Source organism: Burkholderia lata, assembly GCF_000012945.1.
Classification (GTDB): Bacteria; Pseudomonadota; Gammaproteobacteria; order Burkholderiales; family Burkholderiaceae; genus Burkholderia; species Burkholderia lata.
On sequence record NC_007509.1, the window covers coordinates 356,106 to 375,171 of the forward strand.

Annotated in this window: 15 protein-coding genes; 10 read left to right on the plus strand and 5 right to left on the minus strand. The window is 65.8% G+C overall.

Annotation, left to right across the window (positions count from 1 at the left end):
• Positions 1-55 precede the first annotated feature (55 nt).
• From BCEP18194_RS01465 to BCEP18194_RS01480, 4 genes are all read right to left on the minus strand, one after another.
• Positions 56-1,498, minus strand: a complete 1,443-nt coding sequence (locus tag BCEP18194_RS01465; RefSeq protein ID WP_011349513.1) for an efflux transporter outer membrane subunit — start codon at positions 1,496-1,498, stop codon at positions 56-58.
• Between the two features lie 4 nt (positions 1,499-1,502).
• On the minus strand, positions 1,503-4,646 hold the full coding sequence (locus BCEP18194_RS01470; protein ID WP_011349514.1) for a multidrug efflux RND transporter permease subunit: 3,144 nt from the start codon (positions 4,644-4,646) through the stop codon (positions 1,503-1,505).
• Between the two features lie 20 nt (positions 4,647-4,666).
• The gene (locus tag BCEP18194_RS01475) at positions 4,667-5,824 is read right to left on the minus strand and encodes an efflux RND transporter periplasmic adaptor subunit (protein WP_011349515.1); all 1,158 of its coding nucleotides are present in this window, start codon (positions 5,822-5,824) and stop codon (positions 4,667-4,669) included.
• Between the two features lie 420 nt (positions 5,825-6,244).
• On the minus strand, positions 6,245-7,384 hold the full coding sequence (locus BCEP18194_RS01480) for an ATP-binding protein (protein ID WP_011349516.1): 1,140 nt from the start codon (positions 7,382-7,384) through the stop codon (positions 6,245-6,247).
• 735 nt (positions 7,385-8,119) lie between these two features.
• On the opposite strand from BCEP18194_RS01480, the gene BCEP18194_RS01485 reads away from it, so the two are divergent.
• The 5 genes from BCEP18194_RS01485 to BCEP18194_RS01505 all read left to right on the plus strand — a co-directional run bounded on the left by BCEP18194_RS01485 (position 8,120) and on the right by BCEP18194_RS01505 (position 12,855).
• On the plus strand, positions 8,120-8,815 hold the full coding sequence (locus BCEP18194_RS01485; protein WP_041492418.1) for a hypothetical protein: 696 nt from the start codon (positions 8,120-8,122) through the stop codon (positions 8,813-8,815).
• 10 nt (positions 8,816-8,825) lie between these two features.
• On the plus strand, positions 8,826-9,503 hold the full coding sequence (locus BCEP18194_RS01490) for a TetR/AcrR family transcriptional regulator (protein ID WP_011349518.1): 678 nt from the start codon (positions 8,826-8,828) through the stop codon (positions 9,501-9,503).
• A gap of 62 nt (positions 9,504-9,565) precedes the next feature.
• Positions 9,566-11,044 (plus strand): flavin monoamine oxidase family protein, encoded by a 1,479-nt coding sequence (locus BCEP18194_RS01495; protein ID WP_011349519.1) that lies wholly within the window; start codon positions 9,566-9,568, stop codon positions 11,042-11,044.
• Positions 11,045-11,923 (plus strand): c-type cytochrome, encoded by an 879-nt coding sequence (locus BCEP18194_RS01500; RefSeq protein WP_011349520.1) that lies wholly within the window; start codon positions 11,045-11,047, stop codon positions 11,921-11,923.
• A gap of 260 nt (positions 11,924-12,183) precedes the next feature.
• Complete coding sequence (locus BCEP18194_RS01505) at positions 12,184-12,855, plus strand: TetR/AcrR family transcriptional regulator (protein ID WP_011349521.1); 672 nt, start codon at positions 12,184-12,186, stop codon at positions 12,853-12,855.
• A 125-nt stretch (positions 12,856-12,980) separates the two neighbouring features.
• Here the strand turns inward: BCEP18194_RS01505 and BCEP18194_RS01510 are convergent, their stop codons facing one another.
• A complete protein-coding gene (locus BCEP18194_RS01510; protein ID WP_081436522.1) occupies positions 12,981-14,006 on the minus strand; it encodes a thioesterase family protein in 1,026 nt (341 codons plus the stop codon).
• Between the two features lie 267 nt (positions 14,007-14,273).
• Here BCEP18194_RS01510 and BCEP18194_RS01515 point away from each other — a divergent pair, with 267 nt between their 5' ends.
• The 5 genes from BCEP18194_RS01515 (at position 14,274) to BCEP18194_RS01535 (ending at position 18,982) form a co-directional block, all read left to right on the plus strand.
• Positions 14,274-15,761, plus strand: coding sequence for a flavin monoamine oxidase family protein (locus tag BCEP18194_RS01515; RefSeq protein ID WP_041492419.1), 1,488 nt, complete (start codon positions 14,274-14,276; stop codon positions 15,759-15,761).
• Positions 15,762-15,771: 10 nt separating this feature from the next.
• A complete protein-coding gene (locus tag BCEP18194_RS01520; RefSeq protein WP_011349524.1) occupies positions 15,772-16,428 on the plus strand; it encodes a c-type cytochrome in 657 nt (218 codons plus the stop codon).
• 34 nt (positions 16,429-16,462) lie between these two features.
• On the plus strand, positions 16,463-17,152 hold the full coding sequence (locus tag BCEP18194_RS01525; RefSeq protein ID WP_011349525.1) for a hypothetical protein: 690 nt from the start codon (positions 16,463-16,465) through the stop codon (positions 17,150-17,152).
• 564 nt (positions 17,153-17,716) lie between these two features.
• The gene (locus BCEP18194_RS01530; protein WP_011349526.1) at positions 17,717-18,550 is read left to right on the plus strand and encodes a phytanoyl-CoA dioxygenase family protein; all 834 of its coding nucleotides are present in this window, start codon (positions 17,717-17,719) and stop codon (positions 18,548-18,550) included.
• An 18-nt stretch (positions 18,551-18,568) separates the two neighbouring features.
• On the plus strand, positions 18,569-18,982 hold the full coding sequence (locus BCEP18194_RS01535) for a RidA family protein (RefSeq protein ID WP_011349527.1): 414 nt from the start codon (positions 18,569-18,571) through the stop codon (positions 18,980-18,982).
• The last annotated feature ends 84 nt before the right edge of the window (positions 18,983-19,066 follow it).

The window sequence follows — 19,066 nt, forward strand, 5'->3', positions numbered from 1 at the left end:
GCCGGACTTCACCGTGCTTTCAATCGTCGCGAACGGATTCGCGACGGTGCATGGCTCAGTTGTTCGCCACGTTGTTGGCGGGCGGCACGTCGGTGTCGGTCAGCCCGCCACCGAGCGCCTTGTAGAGCGCGACCGCGTTGTCCAGTTCGGCGTTGCGCAGATCCAGCAACGCCTGGCGCGCGGCATACAGCTGTCGCTGCGAGTCGAGCAGTTCCAGCCGATCCTCGATGCCGGCGCGATAGCGCAGGTTCACGAGATCGGTACGGCGCTCGGCGCTCTTGACTACGCGGGACTGCGCGTCGATCTGGCGGCTGAAGGTCTCGCGCCCGGCGAGGCCGTCGGCCACTTCGCGGAACGCGGTCTGGATCGAGCGTTCGTACTCGACGACCGCGCTGGACTTGCGCACTTCCGCGAGATTCAGCTCGGAACGCAGCCGGCCGCCCTGGAAGATCGGCAATGTGACCTGCGGCGCGAAGCTCCACACGCGCTGGCCGCCGTCGAACAGGCTGCCCAGCCCCGGGCTGAGGAAGCCGATCGACGAGGTCAGCGACAGGCGCGGGAAGAATGCCGCGCGCGCCGCGCCGATGTCGGCGTTGGCGGCGACGAGATTCTGCTCGGCCTGCTGGATGTCCGGCCGGCGGTACAGCAATTCCGACGGCAGCCCGGCCGGCAGTTGGGTCATCACCGGCTGGCGTTCCAGCGACAGCGGATCGGGCAGGTTCTTCGGCAGGTCGGTGCCGACCAGCAGCCGCAGCGCGTTGCCCGCCTGCTCGACGGCGCGCGAACGCGCCTCGAGATCGGCGCTGGCGCTCGCGACCTGGCCTTCGGCCTGCGCGATGTCGACGCCGCTGGCCTGGTCCGCGAGCTTGAGGCGGCGCGCGAGGTCGAGCGACTGGCGCCAGTCGTTCAGCGTGCGTTCGGACAGCGCGCGCTGTTCCTGCGCGAGACGCTCGGCGAAATACGCGTTGGCCACGGAGCCGACGAGCGCGATCTGCACCGCCCGGCGGCCGTGATCGGTCGCGAGGTAGCGCGCAAACGCCGCGTCGGACAGCGACTTCACGCGGCCGAACAGGTCGATCTCGAACGCGCTGAGGCCGACGTTCACGCCGTACTGGTTCTGCGTGTTTTCGAGCAGCGGCGGGTTCGATTGCGAGTCGGCGGCCGTGCGCTGGCGCGTGAAGCTCGCGCCGGCGCCGATCGACGGCAGGCGCGCGGAACGCTGGATGCCGTACTGCGCTTCGGCAGCCTGGACGTTCAGCGCGGCCAGGCGCAGGTCGCGGTTGTTCTCGAGCGCGAGCTCGATCAGGCGCTGCAGGCGACGGTCGCCGAACATCGTGCGCCAGCCGAGATCGGCCGCGTTCGCGTGCTGGTCGGCCGCGGCAGCGGTCGTATAGGCGGTCGGCACCGGCATTTCGGGCTTGACCAGCTTCGGCGCCATCGAGCACGCCGACAGCGCGAGCGCGGCGGAAACCGCGGCGGAAAGAATGAGTGATCGCATGGCATCAACCTTCATGTTCGTGGGTCACGGTGGCGGGCTTCTTGCCGGACGCGCGCCATGCCGAGATGCGTTCCTGGATGCTCATCACGAACACGTAGAAAACCGGAACGAAGAAAATGGCCAGCACGGTGGCGGTCACCATCCCGCCGAACACGCCGGTGCCGATCGCGTGCTGCGTTTCGGCGCTTGCGCCGGTCGCGATCATCAGCGGTACGACGCCGAGGCCGAACGCGAGCGAGGTCATCAGGATCGGGCGCAGACGCAGCTTGGATGCCTGCACGGCCGACTCGATCAGCCCCATGCCTTCCTCGCGCAACTGCTTCGCGACCTCCACGATCAGGATCGCGTTCTTCGCCGACAGGCCGATCACGGTAATCATCCCGACCTTGAAGAACACGTCGTTCGGCATCCCGCGCAACATCACCGCGCCGAGTGCGCCGATCAGGCCGAGCGGCACCACCAGCATCACCGACAGCGGAATCGCCCAGCTCTCGTACAGCGCCGCGAGCACCAGGAACACGACGACCATCGACAGCGCCATCAGCATCGGCGCCTGCGAAGCCGACTCACGCTCCTGCAGCGACTGGCCGGTCCACGCCACGGTGAAGCCCGGCGGCAATTGCGCAGCCAGATGTTCCATCTCGGCCATGGCCGCGCCGCTGGAGTAGCCGGGGGCCGAGCCGCCGGAGATACGTGCAGACGGGTAACCCTGGAAGCGCACCAGCTGCAGCGGGGTTTCCGACCAGACCGGACGCACCACTTCGGACAGCGGCACCATGCCGCCGGTCGCGTTGCGCACGTAGAGCTTCATCACGTTCTCGATCTGCATGCGTGCCGGCGCATCGGCCTGGATGATCACCTGCTGCATGCGGCCCGCGTTCGGGAAGTCGTTCACGTAGGTCGAACCCATCGCGGCCGACAGCGTGTCGCTGATGGTCGTGAACGACACGCCGAGTGCTTCGGCCTTCTCACGGTCGATGTCCAGCTTCACGCTCGTGCCGGCCGGCAGGCTGTCCGGATAGACGCCGGTCACCACCTTGCTTTGCGCGGCCAGTTCGAGCAGCTTGGCTTCAGCCGCCTTGAGTGCTGCGTAGCCCTGGTTCGCGCGATCCTGCAGGCGCATCGTGAAGCCCGAGCTGGTGCCCAGCCCGTCGATCGCGGGCGGCAACAGGCTCATGACCGTGCCTTCCGTCACGCCGCCCATCGCAGCCTGCGCGCGCATCGCTTCGTCCATCGCGGTTGCCCCTTCGCGCTTGTCCCAGTCCTTGAGCACCGCGTAGTTCAGTGCCGCGTTGGAGCCGAGGCCGGAGAAGCCGTAGCCGATAATGGAGATGCTCGACTCGATGCCCGGGCGCGATGCGAGATGCTTCTCGAGGGTCTTGACCACGTCGCCCGTGCGCTCGACGGTCGAATCCGACGGGAGCAGGAAGCCGGTCATGAAGTAGCCCTGGTCTTCCTCGGGCAGGAACGACGACGGCAGCATGCGGAAGCCGAACACCAGCGCGGTGGAAATCGCGACGAACAGCAGCATCACGCGGCCCGTGCGGCCGACCAGCTTGCCGACGCGCGTTTCGTACCAGTTCGTCATGCGGTCGAAGCGGCGGTTGAACCAGCCGAAGAAGCCGCGCTTCTCGTGGTGGCCATGCTCGACCGGCTTGAGCATCGTCGCGCACAGGGCCGGCGTCAGCGTCAGTGCGAGCAGGGCCGAGAACATGATCGACACGGCCATCGACATCGTGAACTGCTGATAGATCACGCCGACCGAACCGCTCGACATCGCCATCGGCAGGAACACGGCCGTCAGCACCAGCGTGATGCCGATGATGGCGCCGGTGATTTCCTTCATGGCCTTGATCGTCGCGTCCTTCGGCGACAGGCCTTCTTCCACCATCAGGCGTTCGACGTTCTCCACGACGACGATTGCATCGTCGACGATGATGCCGATCGCGAGCACCATGCCGAACATCGTCAGCACGTTGATCGAGAAGCCTGTCAACAGCATGACCGTGAAGGTGCCGAGCATCGCCACCGGCGCGACGATTGCCGGGATCAGCGTGTAGCGCACGTTCTGCAGGAACAGGTACATCACCAGGAACACGAGCACCATCGCTTCGATCAGCGTGTGAATCACCTTCTCGATCGAGATCTTCACGAACGGTGCGGTATCGAACGGGATCGAGTAGGTCATGCCGGCCGGCATCGTCTTGGCGATCATGTCCAGTTGCTCGCGCACGGCCTCGGCGGTCTTCACCGCGTTGGCACCCGGCGCCAGCTGCACGCCGGCGAAGGTGGCGGGTTTGCCGTTCTCGCTGTTGACGAAGGTGAACGACTGCGGGCCGAGTTCGACCCGTGCGACATCGCCGAGCACGACCTTCGAGCCGTTCGCGTTCGCGCGCAGCACGATCTTCGCGAACTGCTCGGGCGACGTGAGCTGGCCTTGCGCGGTGAGCGGGACCGTCACGCGCTGGCCCGGCAGCGCGGGCGCCGCACCGAGGCTGCCCGGGGCGATCTGCACGTTCTGCTGGGCGACGGCCGTCGTCAGGTCGTTCATCGACAGGCCGTAGGTGATCAGCTTCTGCGGATCGACCCAGATGCGCATCGCCTGTTCGGAACCGAACAGCTGCACCTTGCCGACGCCTTCGACACGTCGCAGATCCTCGACGACGTTGCGCGCCATGTAGTCGGCCAGCGCGTTTTCGTCATAGCGGCCGCTTTCCGACTTCAGGCCGACGAACAACAGGAAGCCGGTGGAGGCAGACTCGACGATCACGCCGTTTTGCCGCACGACGGGCGGCAGGCGCGGTTCGACCGACTTGAGCTTGTTCTGCACTTCGACCTGCGCCATCGCCGAATCGGTGCCGGGCTTGAAGGTCGCGGTGATCTTCGCCTGGCCGGAGGTATCCGACGCCGATTCGAAGTACAGCAGGTTCCGGACGCCGGACAGCTCGCGCTCGATGAGGCTCAGCACGCTGTCGGTCATCGTTTGCGGCGTGGCGCCCGGGTAGGTGGCGGTAATGGTGACGGTCGGCGGCGCGACCGACGGGTAGCGCGCAACCGGCAGTTCGGGGATGGCGATCAGGCCCAGCAGGATGATGAAGAGGGCGATCACCCACGCGAAGACCGGGCGCCGGATGAAGAATTGGGACATGACTGGAGGCTCCCCGTGACTCAGTGCGACGAAGCGGTCTTGACCGCTTCAGGCGCCTTCCATGCGGTCGCCGTCACGGTCGCGCCGTCGCTCAGGCGCTCCATGCCTTCGACGACGACCTTCTGGCCCGCTTGCAGACCCGACTTGATGCGATAGCTGCGGTTCGTCAGCTCGCCCACTTCGATGGCCTTCAGGTGTGCCTGGCTCTTCGCGTCGAGCACCCAGACCTGCGGCTTGCCGCCGGCACGGACGATCGCCTGTTGCGGCACGGTCAGCGCGTTCTCGTAGTGCCCGCGCGGGATGCGGGCGCGCACGTACATCCCCGGCAGCAGCTCGCGCTTCGGGTTGTCGACCAGCACGCGCAGCAGCACGTCGCCGGTGCCCGGGTCGACGTTGACGCCCGAGAACAGCATGCGGCCCTTCACGTCGTAGCGCGAGTCGTCGTCGCGCAGCACGTCGACCGGCAGCCCGTTGCCAGCGGTGTCCGGCTGGGCCGCGAGCGCGCCGCGCAGCGATTCGAGCGACGCGGCCGGCTGGCGCACGTCCACGTAGACCTGATCGATTTGCTGGATGCGTGCCATCGGCTGGCTGTCGCTGCTCGCGACCAGCGCACCCTCGGTCACGAGGGCCTGGTCGATGCGGCCGGTGATCGGCGCTTCGACGGTCGCGAACTTCAGGTCGAGCTGGCGTCGTGCGAGCGTTGCGCGAGCCTGCGCGACGTCGGCGGCAGCCTGGTCGCGTTGCGACACCGAGTCGTCATACACCTGGCGGCTGATCGCGTCGGCCTCGACCAGCGGCTTGAGCCGGGTGGTCTGCACCTTTGCCCGTGCGAGCGCGGCTTCCGCGCGTTGCAGCGCCGCCGCGGCCGTGTCCATGTCCGCCTTGAACGGCGCGGGGTTGATCTGGAACAGAGGCTGGCCTTCGCGTACTTCCGTGCCCTGTGAGAACAGCCGTCGCTGCACGATGCCGCTGACCTGCGGCCGGATCTCGGCGATCCGGACGGCCGCGACGCGGCCCGGCAGGTCTTCGGTCAGGTCGAGGGGCGCGCCGGCCAGCGTCATCGCCGCAACCGGGGTGGCCGGCGCAGCGGCCTGCTGTTCGGAGGGCCCGCAGCCCGCCAGCATCGCCGCCACCAGCGCGCACACGGCGCCGTAGCAGGCTCGTTTCTGATTTTTCATGTGGACTCCATGGGACGCAGGCACCCAGTGGCCCGCATTTTCGGATCGAAGTGTGCGTGCGCCCGATGGAGTTTTTTGTGCGGAAAGATGGAGGTTTGATGGAGGGGGTGAAAGATTGGCGGGAGGGCGGTCTGGAGGCGGGGCGAGCCCGACGATGACGGGCTCCGGGGCGGCTCGGCGCTATCTGGAAGCGGGGTGGGTGGTGCGGGGATCCCGGACTGCCGTAATCATCTGATGAAATGACGGGGCCGAGCTTGCCATCGGCATCGCCGACCCTGTGCCTCAGGTGCCGTTACTGCGAGGAGCGCTTCGGCATGGGCGGCCGGCGCGCCTCCCGTTCTGCCGTGGTGGCGGGCGGGGGCGCGAGGATGCGGGGCGGTGGCCCGGCGCACGAGGTGCGTCGACCGCTCGCCGGGAGGCTTACCGTGGATCGGTATCGACGGCGCGCTGTGTGGCGGACGGTGCATCCTTCCGGTTCGATGGTGCGATCCGCGGCGAAGCGGGGCTGTCGGGCCAGCGCAACTCGAACACCGTGCCGCCGCGCACGGTCGGACGGCACGATGCCGCTCCGCCGTGAGCCTGCGCAATGGCCGCGACCACGGCCAGCCCCAGGCCGCTGCCGCCCTTCTGGCTGGAATCCGCATCGTCCACGCGCCTGAACGCATCGAAAATCTGCGCGGCGTAATCGGCCGGAATGCCCGGCCCTTCGTCTTCGACCTGCAAGTGGCATGCACCGTTTTCGACGCGCGTGTGAATGCGGATCGCGCCGGGCACCGCATAGCGCCGTGCATTCTCCAGCAGTGCGAGCAGCGCCTGGCGCATCCGGAACGGGTCGCAGTGGACGGCCCGCATATCGAGATCGAGCACCATGTGTTGACCGGCCGCGGCCAGCGAATCCTCGAACATCTCGACGACCGCCTTGACGTGCGTCGTCAGATCGGTCGCCTGGAGGCTGACGCTCAGGTGCCCGCTTTCGGCGAGGCTGATCACGCGGAGATCCTCGATCAGGCGCGTCAGTCCTTCCGCCTGGGTCAACAGGCTCCGGAACAGCGCCTCGCCCGGCTGGAACACGCCTTCCGCCAGCCCCTGCAACCGCCCGCGCAGGACCGTGACCGGCGTACGCAGCTCGTGCGCGATCGCGGCATTCCAGAATGCCTGCTCGTCCGTCATGCGCTGCAGCTGGGCCGCGAGTGCATTGAAGTCGTCCGCGATCAGCGCGGCTTCACGAATCGATCGATCGCCGGCGACGGCGCGCGCGGTCAGGTCGCCCTTGGCGACGCGACGGATGCTGTCCGCGACCGAGTTGAGCGGCACCAGAATGCGATGCGCGAGCCGGGTCGACACGATGATCGCGATGACCAGGCCGATCAGGATCGTGGTGCCCAGCCATAGCCACTCGGAGTTCGACGGAAACCAGCTGGACTGGTAACACACCTCGCTCCAGTGCCGGAACATCACGTAGTAAAACCCGTAGACCATCAGTACGACGACCAACATGATGCCGAGCGCCAGCTCGGCCATCGACACCGCAATCTTGCGGCCCAGCCCACTGAGTTTCATTTCGTGCTCCCAAGCGTGGCGTTGCGTCGATTGACGACGGGACGGTCGTGCGGCTGGATTGCGGTGGCGTCAGGGGAAGGGCGTGATTGGGGTGGGTAAAAGGCGTGCGTCGGTGCGTCGAGGTTTCCCGCGGCAGGTGCGCCGGAGGTGCGATGTCGCTCGAGACCGGAAAAGGCCGGGCGGGTATCGACGGAAACGTTCCCGACCGACAGAGGCAGCGGCCGAACAGCGCGAGGTGTGCGGGACGGTATGGGTTCTTCAATCATGGTGTCCGCTCGGGATCCTGCTATTCATTCCATCGAATCGCAATATTACCGCACGAAATTGGCCATCAAATGACACGATGGTTCGGCGTGCGTTGCAATGCGAGCGACACCGGCGTTGCCGCGCGGAACGGGCCGACAGGCGTGTTGCCCGTCGGTGTCTGAATCCGTTCCTGATGATTTCAAGCGGTCCAGGCGTTTTCGAGGCAGGGGAATACCCTGCTTTTTTTCATGGTCAGTTGTTATGTATCATGACCTACAGTAGTCAACGTTTTCTATTTGTGAAGTATCCCGATTCGCTTGATCCGACGGTGTTGGATGGAAGGGGCGGCGAGCGCCGAAGGTTGTGGTGTCACTGCCGATGCGAACGGCAAACACGAGCACGCCGATGGGCGCGCGCAATCGAGCCGGGCGAACGTTGAGCCGGGAAAGCAATGAAGCATCGAACCGAATCGGTACGGGAAGTTTCATGATGGATTTCAGATCTCCTGACATCGGGTTGTCCGTCGCCTTGCTGGCATGGGCGACCGGCACCTACGGACTGAAGTTCGTCCGGAAGCGCAACCCGCTGCTCGGCGTCGCCTGGTGGGTCGTGACGGCGTCCTCCGTCAATGCGCTGGTTTTCATGGCGACGGGCTGGTCATGCGCGTCCGGCGTCGCGCATTTCCTGGACACGTTCACGCGAGGGTTCGGCATCCCGGTGATTGCGGCGGCCGGCATGATGGCCGTCACGCACGAATACCGACCGATGGCCCAGCAGGTCGTCATGTTGTGCGGGATTGCCGCGGTGGGAACGATGGCGCTGATGACACTCGAATTCGTCGATGTCGTCCTGCCGTATTTCTATGTCGCGATGTGGGCGTTGCTGGCGCTCTACCTGGCCTATTTCGTCGTGCGGCTGGTGCGCGCCGGGGAAGCATGGCATGCGATGACCACGACGCTGGCGCTCGTGCTGTCGCTGATCGTCGCGTACGTCGACGACCTGTACAAGATGCCCGGCAATGCGCACGGCGCGGTATTCAGCTTTCCCGTGCTGGCGTTGCTGACGTGGTCATATTTCGCGGTTGCGATCTATTACGCCTACTGCGCGCTGGACCGGACGCGGCATGTCGAAAGGGCCGGGGCCGCACGCCTGCTCCGGTGGCATGAATTTACCTCATTCGAATAGGAATCCTGACATGAGTGAGGATCTGGCGAAGTGTGGAATCAATGTCGAGGATCCGTCGGCGCATGCGGTGAGGGCGACGCCTCGGCGCGGAAAGAAAGGCGATGGCGAGACACGGGAGCGTCTGCTGAGAGCGGCACGCACGATCTTCGCCGAAAAAGGTTATGCGGCGGCGAGCATCGAGCGTATCGCCATCGAGGGGGGCTATACGCGCGGCGCGTTCTATTCGAATTTCCGCGACAAGACGGTCGTGCTGCTCGAACTGCTGAAGCGCGACCACGATGACGTCGGGCGTGAACTGATGCGTATCGTCGAAGCGTGCCATGACCGCGAGGTGACGGAGCGCGCGATGCACGCGTACTTCAGGCAGCGCTATCGCCAGCCTGACGCGTGCGTGATGTGGATGGAAGCGGCACTGCTTGCCGTGCACGACCCGTCGTTTCGCGTGCGGTTCGCTGCATTTCTGAACGAGCGGCGGGACCGGGTGGCGGCGCGTGCCTCCGGGCGTGCCGAGCCGTCCGACGGGCGGCTGCCGTTGCCGGTCGAGTTGTTGACGCTCGGCTTGACGGGGCTCGGCGACGACGTGTTGCCCGACGGCGCGAGCGGACGGTGGCACCTGACCGACGCGTGGATCGACGCGGCGGTGACGCGGGTGTTCGCGGGCAGCCCGTGCGGCGAGCCGATGGCATGACCGTGCGCCATCGCGGCGTGCCGGTGCAAGGACAAACTGACGAGGACGGAAGGAACAGAAAAATGAATCGCAAACCCAGGCCGGATGCACAGACCCGGCGCAACCTGTTGCGCCTCGCGGCGGTGGGCGCGGCGTCGCTCGCGGCCGGCGAAGTGTCGCTCGCGCATGCGGCCAACGCAGTCACCGGGAACGACGGCGTGCTCGACGTCGCGATCATCGGCGCCGGGCTCGCGGGGCTGACTGCCGCGCGCGACCTGAAGCGTGCCGGATGTGAATCGTTCGTGGTGCTCGAGGCGCGCGATCGCGTCGGCGGGCGCACCTACAACCACGACCTCGGTGGCGGACGAATCTCCGAAGCCGGCGGCCAATGGTTCGGTCCCGGCCAGACGGCGATCGTCGATCTCGCGCGCGAGCTGAAGGTCGATACCTTCGATACCTACTACGCGGGCAAGACGGTGTTTCTCGCGGACGGTGCGCGGGTGGCCCAGGACACGCAGGGCACGGTGGGCGGCAACCCGGTGATCGCGGCCCGGCTCAACGCGATGGCGAAGCACGTACCGTCGGCGGCGCCGTGGAAGGCGCCGAATGCGGCGGCGCTCGACACCATGTCGCTGGGCGCGTGGCTCGCGCAGCAAGGCCTGACCAACGAAGAGAAATTCTCGTTCAGCCTGGCGGCCCGGTTGTCGCTCGGCACGGCGCCGGCGCAACTCGGCTTGCTGCACTACCTGGCCACGATCAACAGCGCGAACAGCGATTACGACCAGCTCGAGTCGATCAAGGGCGGCGCGCAGGAGTCGCGTTTCGTCGGCGGTTCGCAGGTGCTGAGCATCAGGATGGCGAACGAACTTGGCGAACGGGTGAAGCTGTCCTGCCCGGTGCGCAAGATTGCCGGCTGGAATCGCGAGGTGGTCGAACTCACTACCGACCAGGGCGTGGTGCGCGCGCGCCGCGTGATCGTCGCGTTGAATCCGGCGCTGTGCAACCAGGTCGTGTTCGATCCGCCGTTGCCGGACGGTCGCGCGCAGTTGCAGCGCCGGTGGCCCGCCTATGCGCCGATGCGCAAGACGGTGCATGTCTACGACCGGCCGTTCTGGCGGGACGACGGGTGCAACGGGCAGGTCATCCCGGTCAACAGCCCGCTGCTGTGGGCCTATGACAATTCGCCGCCGGACGGGTCGATCGGCGTCATCAACGGCTTCATCGCACCGGGCGCGCTCGCGAGCGACGCGAAGGTGGCGGAGCAGACGCTTTCCGCGATCTACGCACAGGCGCTCGGCGACAAGGCGCTGCGCCCGACGCAGTTCCACGATTACGACTGGGGCAAGGTGGATCCGTGGTCGCTGACCTGCATTCATCCGATTCCGCCCGGCTTCTGGACGAAATGGGGCGAGTACCTGCACCCGCCGGTCGGTCGGCTGATCTGGTCAGGAACGGAGACAGCCGACATCTGGGCCGGCGCGATGGATGGCGCGGTGCGTTCGGGGCATCGCGCCGCGCTGCAGGTATTGGGTGCGCTCGCGCATCGGACGAAGGAGGCTTGAGTGAAGCGAGCATGGATTATCGGCGTAGTCGTGGTGGCTGCGGTGTCGGCGGCCGGCGTGCTGTTCGGGCGCGATCTGTACGGCTATTACCGCTTCGGGAAAGCGCTGGATCGCGAAGTCGACGCGCTCAAGGCCGATGCCGGCCCGTGGCCGCAGCCGCAGGAGACGTGCTTTATCTGTCACGGCCCGCGCGGGCAGTCGGGCAACGGCGGATATCCGGCGCTGTCCGGCCAGCCGGCGGCCTACCTCGAGGCCCAGTTGCGCGCGTTCGCCAGCGACCGCCGGCCGGACCCAAGCATGGGGCCGCTTGCGCGCGGCATGGACGAGCAACAGATGAAGCTGCTGGCCGCGTATTTCGCGCGGCAGGCGCCGGTGCAGAACGAGAAGATCCGGGTCGATGCGGCGCTCGCGGCGCGCGGCATGACGGTGGTGCAGGCGAGGAGTTGCGTCGCCTGTCACGGCGCGGGCCTGGCGGGCAACGAACGCGCGCCTCGCCTTGCCGGGCAGGGCGAAGCCTATCTGGCCGACCAGCTCGTCGCGTTCCGCGCTGGCAAGCGGCATGACGAGACGGGTGCGATGAATGGCGTGGCCGCGGCGTTGTCGGACGAGGACATCCGGGCCGTTGCGCATTATCTGGCGAGTATCGTGCCGGCGCACGCCGCGGCGGCGACCGCATCGACGGATCGTGCGCCGCGCCTCGCGAATCACGATGAGGCGGATCTCGTGAAGCAGATCACGGCCATCAAGACCGGGAATCGTGCCGATTCGGCCAGTGCGATGCATGCCGCGGTCGCGAGGTTATCCGGCGACGACATCCGCGCTGTGGCGTATTACCTCGCCAACGTGTCTTCCGGGCACGAAGGCGGCAGCGTCAGGTAACGCCCGGCGTGATGTGGCGATCCCGCCTGCGTGTCGCGACGACGCGGGTGGGCGGTCGCACCGCACCGCGCCGGAACCGTCAGGCGCGGCGCGGCCCCGGCACGCGTGACGCGGCGAATCGCGGCTACCGCTCACGGCCGCCGGGCGGCGGCGCCCCGGATGGAAATTGGTGTCGGCATCGGGTATAGTCGTTCGCGACCGGCGAAACGCCGGTCCCATCACATCAGGAAGGCGGGAACGCCCAGATCACGACGGAAGCGATGACAGTGCCTATTGAGCAACCGACCAGGAAACGGCGCACATCGAGTGCTGCACCCACCGGCGCACAGCCTGAAGGCCTTCGGGCCCAGGGCGTTCGTACGCGCAAACTCATCGTGCGCGTGGCGCGGAAACTTCTGCTCGAGGGCGGTGCGCTGGAGTTTTCCCAGCGCGCGGTCGCGCAGCGCGCCGGCATCAGCGTCAGCAACCTCCAGTACTACTTCCCGACGCGGCTCGCCGTGCTGCGCGCGGTCATGGAGCCCGAGATCGAGGCATACCTGACCGAGCTGAAGCGCGCGCTCGAAAGCGGCGCATCGCCGCGTGAGACGCTCGATGCATTGCTCGGGATGGCGCTCGAGAACGCGAAGGACGTCAAGGGCACGGCCCTGTGGGCACACTTCATGTCGTTCGCGTCGATCGATCCGGAATGCGCGCGACTGATCGACGAATGGTATGCGTCCCTGACGCAAGCCATCACCGCGCTGGTCCGCTCCGTGAATCCGAGCCTCAAGGCGGCGGACGGCGAGCACGTGGCGATGCTGCTCGTCGCGATGGCTGACGGGCTGGCACTCCAGTACACGATGGGGCGGCAGACGGAGGGGCTCGATGCGAGGTTCCTCGCGTCGGTGTACAACCTGGTGGAAGGCAAGGCGTCCGGCGGCAAAAGCCGGTAGCGGCCGCAGCCTGGCCAGGTGACACGAGAAGACAGGGCATGCCCCTGTCTTTTTTCTTTTGCAGCCGCCGCGTGCGATCCCGCGCGGAGAGCGTGCTGTTCGGCACCGACGACGTGCGGGGGCATTCAGCTTGCTCGTGATGGGGTGCCGAACGTCCCGCGGAATTTCGCGAGCTGACGCGATTCCGCGACGAGCCGTCCGTCCATATCCCGCAATTCTCCGTCGATCACCAGCAAGCCATTGCGAACCTCCTTCGTCAGGAAGCGTGCGTGTATGGGTCCGGGGCCGGGGTTGGCCTTGACGTGTACCGCATATTCGATCGTCGGCACGGATTGCCACTCGGTGCGATCGATGATGTTGTAGATCGGTGGCGGGAACGCATCGGCGAAGAGGGCCAGCGACGCGAGCGTCGACGATGCTTCGTCCTCCAGAGAAATCCATCCCTCGATGGTCGCGGTGGATTCGGGCACGCTGTTCTGCAATACCCCGGGTGCGAGGCGCAGGTTGAACTGCGAGATGAACGACCGCATCGGATCGGGGAACGCTAGCGTGTCGATGCGCACGCATGCGTGATAAGGCGTGACGGGCAACTGCGGTCCTGCGCAATGCGATGCCGAGGCACCGGTTGTCCGGGAGAAATCGGTGAACGTCGCCACGTAGAACGCCTTGAGGTCCCCGTCCTGCATGAGCGACAACGTCGCGCGCGACAGGCTTTTCGTCGATCCGAAGTCAATGATGCGAGCCGTTGCCGGGCCGGAAACGGGATGACCGAGAAAACTCGCATTGATCGACAGCAGATCGGGATGCGCGCTGCGGCCGCCGAGCGTTTCGGCTGCGAGCCTGGTGAGGTAGCCCCCGTTCGGATAGCCGAGGACGTTGAATCGCGACGAGATATCGACGGGGATTTCTACGCAGGCGCCTGACATTCCTGTTCCCATGAAGCCGTGCCCCACCGACGAGACGGGGAATCGATTCGCCGCCGCAAGTGGGTGGCCGGCGCATCCACGCCGTGCGGCACGGCAAATGCCGGCGGTTCGACGCGCTTTCACGCGTGAATTCGTGACGCCAAGCATAGCGATCGCGTGCGCCGCACTGAAGTTTATTTTGTGAATCGGCCCGTATTCGTGCGATGAATGATTCGCCGCGAACATCGGCGCGTACAGGCATGCACAGATGCTCCGAAGGCAGGGTAATCCCCTGTCTTTGTTTTATTCTGGTTGTATGTATCATGACCTACGTTTGTCACATATTCCTACAAATGGATTGCATGACTCGTCGACTTGCCTGGCGCCCAAAGCGGGGCAGGGATGGCGGGCGCATTCCGATCGGTTCGGAACGACGTGCCGAACGGGCCGCCTATCGTTCGTCATCCTGATGGATGGCTCCCGAGTGAATTTCATTGCAGTAGCGAACACACCATGCCAAAGAAGTCTTTCCCCAATGGAGCAGCCGATCTGCATCGACGGCAGTGGCTCAAGTACGCCGGTGCGTCAGCCGCAGTCGTGGGCACGCTGGCGATCGGCGCACGGCAGGCGAGCGCCGGCGAAGGCGGCCCGTCCGGCAATGCGGGCGACGTGCTCGACGTGGCCATCATCGGCGCGGGGCTGGCCGGCCTGACGGCGGCGCGCGATTTGCGCCAGGCCGGTTGCGAATCGTTCGTGGTGCTCGAGGCGCGCGACCGCGTCGGCGGCCGGACACTCAACTACAACGTGGAAGGCGGCTACGTCACCGAGGTCGGCGGGCAGTGGATCGGGCCGGGCCAGACCGCTGTCGCCGATCTCGCTCGCGAGCTGGAGGTCGGCACGTTCCCGAGCTACTACGACGGCAAGACGGTCATCCTGGGCGGCGAAGGCCGCGTGGCGGTCGACCTGAAAGGCACGTTCGGCACCGACGAAGCCATTTCGTCGAAGCTCAGCACGATGTCGCGCGATGTGCCGTCGGGTGCGCCGTGGACCTCGCCTCGGGTCGGCGAGCTGGACAAGCTGTCGGTGGCCGACTGGATGGTGAAGCAGGACATCAAGCCCGAGGACCGGATCGGTTGGGACGGCTCGTGCACGCTGTCCGGCGGTGCTCCGCCGGTCAAGATGGGGCTGCTGCACTTCCTGTCGATGATCAACTCGGCGTCGTGCGACTACACGCAGCTCGACTCCATCAAGCACAGCGCACAGGAAACGCGCTTCATCGGCGGATCGCAAATTCTCAGCACGAAGATGGCCGCGCACCTGGGCGACAAGGTGCGCCTGTCGACGCCGGTGCGCCGGATCTCAAACTGGGATCGCGACGTCGTCACACTGCATACGGATCACGGGGACGTGCGAGCGCGGAAGGTCATCATGGCCATCCACCCGGCCCTGTGCAACCAGGTGCAGTTCGAGCCGCCGTTGCCGGAGAGGCGGGCGTCGCTGCAACGCGCATGGCCCGCTCACTCGCCGGCGCGCAAGACCGCGATGGTCTATCGCCGTCCGTTCTGGCGCGAGAAGGGGCTGAACGGCCATATCTTCCAGGCGGGCGGGCCGGTCATCTGGGCCTACGACAACTCGCCGCCCGGTGGCGAGATCGGGATCATCAATGCGTTCGTCCGGAACGCGATGCTGCCATCGGACCGGAAGGCCGCGCAACGCATGCTCACGGAAATCTATGCGCAGGCATGGGGCGACGATGCGCTGTCGCCCGTGTCGTATCACGACCACGACTGGAGCCGCGTCGATCCGTGGACGATCACGTGCGTGTCCGCGATTCCGCCGGGTTTCTGGAGCGCGCACGGCGACGGACTGCATCTGCCGTGCGGCAACCTGATCTGGTCGGGGACCGAAACCGCGAACATCTGGGCGGGCTACATGGATGGCGCCGTGCGCTCGGGCCACCAGGGTGCATTGCAGGCGCTGAACGGCTTGCGCCGCGCATAGGAGAGCAATCATGAAAAAACGCATTTTGCTCGCCGTTGCGGGGCTCGTCGCCGTGTCGCTCGTCATCTTCGGGCCGTCCCTGTTGAACCTGTATCGGCTCCAACAGTTCGTCGCCGCGTCGGAAGACGCGTATCGCGCCGACGGCGGCCCGTGGCCGCACCAGACCGACACGTGCCTCGGCTGTCACGGCGACAAGGGCACCTCGCTCGAGCAGGGCTATCCGAGCCTCGCAGGGCAACCGGCGTCCTACGTGGCGGCCCAGCTTCACGACTTCGCGAGCGGCAAGCGCGCGAACCCGAACATGGCGCCGCTGGCGATGAGCCTGAGCGAGACCGACATCAAGTCGCTGTCCGACTACTACGCGCGGCAGCCGGCCCGCCGCAACCGCTATTTCGAGGCCGATCCGCAACTCGCGGCGCAAGGCAAGCTGCTGGTCGAGAAGGCGGCGTGCGCAGCGTGTCACGGCGCGCGCCTGACGGGCCAGGCGCAGTTCCCGCGGCTGGCGGGCCAGGGGCACGACTATCTGCTGAAGCAGATGGACGCGTTTGCCGCCGGCACGCGCACCGAAGCGACCGGCACGATGCAGCGCGTCACCGCGGCGCTGTCGCAGAAGGACCGCGAGGCCGTCGCCCAGTACCTGGCAAGTTTGAATCCGGAGCAGGAATGATGAACCGTACGCAATCGGAATGGAGTGTTTGATCATGGACACCAGAACTCTCGTGCTTTGCCTTGCCAGTGCGTTGCTGGCGACCACCACCGCCATCTATGGCTGGAAGTTTCTCAAGAAGCGTAATTACCTGCTCGGGATCGAGTGGTTCATCGTGACGGTGTCGTCGTCGAATGCGCTGATCTATTTCGCGACTCACTTCGAGCTGTCGGGGCTCATCTCGCATTTTCTGGATGCGTTCTCCCGGGGCTTCGGGATGCCGATCGTCGCCGTCGCGGGGCTGATGGCCGTGACGCGCGGCTACAAGCCGTCGGGGTGGCAGGACGTCGCGCTGTTCGCGATATCCGCTGTCGGCACCGTCGTGCTCGTGTCCGGCGTCGTCGGCAAGGCGCTGCCTTACTTCTATGTCGCGATGTGGGGGCTGCTGACGATCTATCTCGCAGGATTCGTCCGGAAATTGCTGGCGGCCGGCGAGCGGTTCCATGCGATGACGTCGACTGTTGCAATGGTGACCTCGTTCGCGATCGCATGCATCTACGATTTCTATCCGATACCCGGGGATGCGCACAACGTCGTGGTCAATTTCTACGTATTCGCACTGGTGACGTGGTCGTACGTGACGGTCGTGCTCTATTACGCCTATTGCGCGCTGGAACGCGCAGGTCAGGCGCATGACGCCAGCCGGTTGCGCTCGACCCGGAACGGGAACCGTCGCCTCGCGTAAGTGCGTGGCGCAGCGCATCGAGGCATTTGCGTCGCTCGATGACACACGCCGGAGACGGCCACTGTGTCATTGGGGCGTGCAGTGCTGAATCGCTTCCGGAGCGTACTGCGACCGATAGCGTGTGTGACCGATGGCGCTCCGGTGCGAGACGCGCGGGCATGAGCCTTGGTGTATCCCTGGATCTTCGTTGGGCAGTCTCGATATCGACCCACCGGCAGCCTGGAGGCATCGTGATGCGCATTCATTCTGGATTGACCGGTATCGAAACGACGCTGTCGACGTCACCTTAAGGCCGTCAAGTAATCGTCACAGGAAAGAGGGGTGTTGGCCCCTCGCCTGACTTTCGTCTTGCTCGCCAGTCGGCGTGCCTGCTGGCGCGCGGCCGGTCGGGAGCGCGGCTGTCATCCCGCTTTGTCTACGCACTGCATCCGCACCGGGAATACCCGCTCTTTTTATTTCGTTCTAAATTTATCATCATTACCTAACATTGTTATTCCGAACTACTTTTGAGACGGTACACAGCACCCGCAAATAGGGCAGGGGCGAACCAACAGGAGGTGACAGATGGATGATGTCAAGCGCAGGGCTTTCGCAGAGGACGGCGCGGTTCTGATCGAAGGTCTGCTGAACGAGGAACAACTGGCTCAATGCCGGCGGGCGTTCGACTGGGGTATCGAAAATCCGGGACCGATGGCGTCGAGTATGCTCGACGGCACCGAATTCCGGTCGCACGTCGACAACGCGAATCCGTATGCGAAGCAGCGCCTCGACGAGCTGGTCGACACGTTGCCGCTCGGTCGACTGTTCGCCGACCTGTGGGGATCGAAGCACGCGTGGTATTTCGCCGAGGAACTCTTCCTGAAGCAAGGCGGCAAGGGCGCGCGCTCGCTGTGGCACCAGGACACCTCGTACCTGCCGTGGGCGGGGATGCACTTCGGCAATGCGTGGATCAGCTTCGAAGCCGTTCCGAAGCGCAATGCGCTCGAGATCGTGCGGGGTTCGCATCGTGGTGTGCGTCACGACGGCACCACGTTCCAGAACGTCGACGATCCCACCGAGCCGCTGCATGGCGGTGGCGTCTGGCCGCGGATGCCCGACATCGAAGCCGAACGTCGCGCCGATCCGGGCAAGTACGACATTCTCTCGTGGGCCACGAAGCCGGGCGACGTGCTGTTGCTGCACCCGGGCGTGCTGCACGGCGGCGGCGTGGTCGATCCGGATTTCCCCGATCGCCACACGCTCGTGCTGCGCTTCTTCGGCGACGACGCCACCTTCAGCCCGCTGCCGGACAACAGTGCGTCGGGCTTTACGCCGGCGGGGATCCTGTTCGTCGAGGAAATCGCGTCATTGAAGGCGGGTGATCCGTTTCGCGCGCCGTGTTTCCGTCAACTCGTCTGAATCCGGAGGATTCCCGTCATGGCAACAACCAGCAAGCGTCAACCGATCATTCCACCCGGGTTCAAGGCGTGGTACGACACCTACCATTTCGCTCCGGCCACGCGGGTGGGCGACACGATCTGGGTGTCCGGCCAGGTCGGAATCGGCGCGGACATGCGGCCGGGCGACGGCGTACAGGCGCAGGCGCGCATCGCGTTCGAATCGCTGAAGGCGATTCTGGTCGAGGCCGGTGCGAGTCTGGCCGACGTGGTGGAACTGATGACTTTTCATACGGACCTGCGCGCCGAGGTCGAAGCCTTCGGGGCCGTGAAGGACGAATACTTCCCGGATCGCTATCCGTCGTGGACAGCAGTCGGGGTGACGCAGCTCGCGCTGCCCGAATTGTGCGTCGAAGTGCGGGCGGTGGCGGTGGTCGGGTCGGGCGCTGTTTGAGGAAAAAGTCGGGCCGTTAGCGCGGCCGGCGCGGCGGCTGCGACTGCGACGTAAGGAAGCATTCTCAGCCGCTGCATCCGGCAC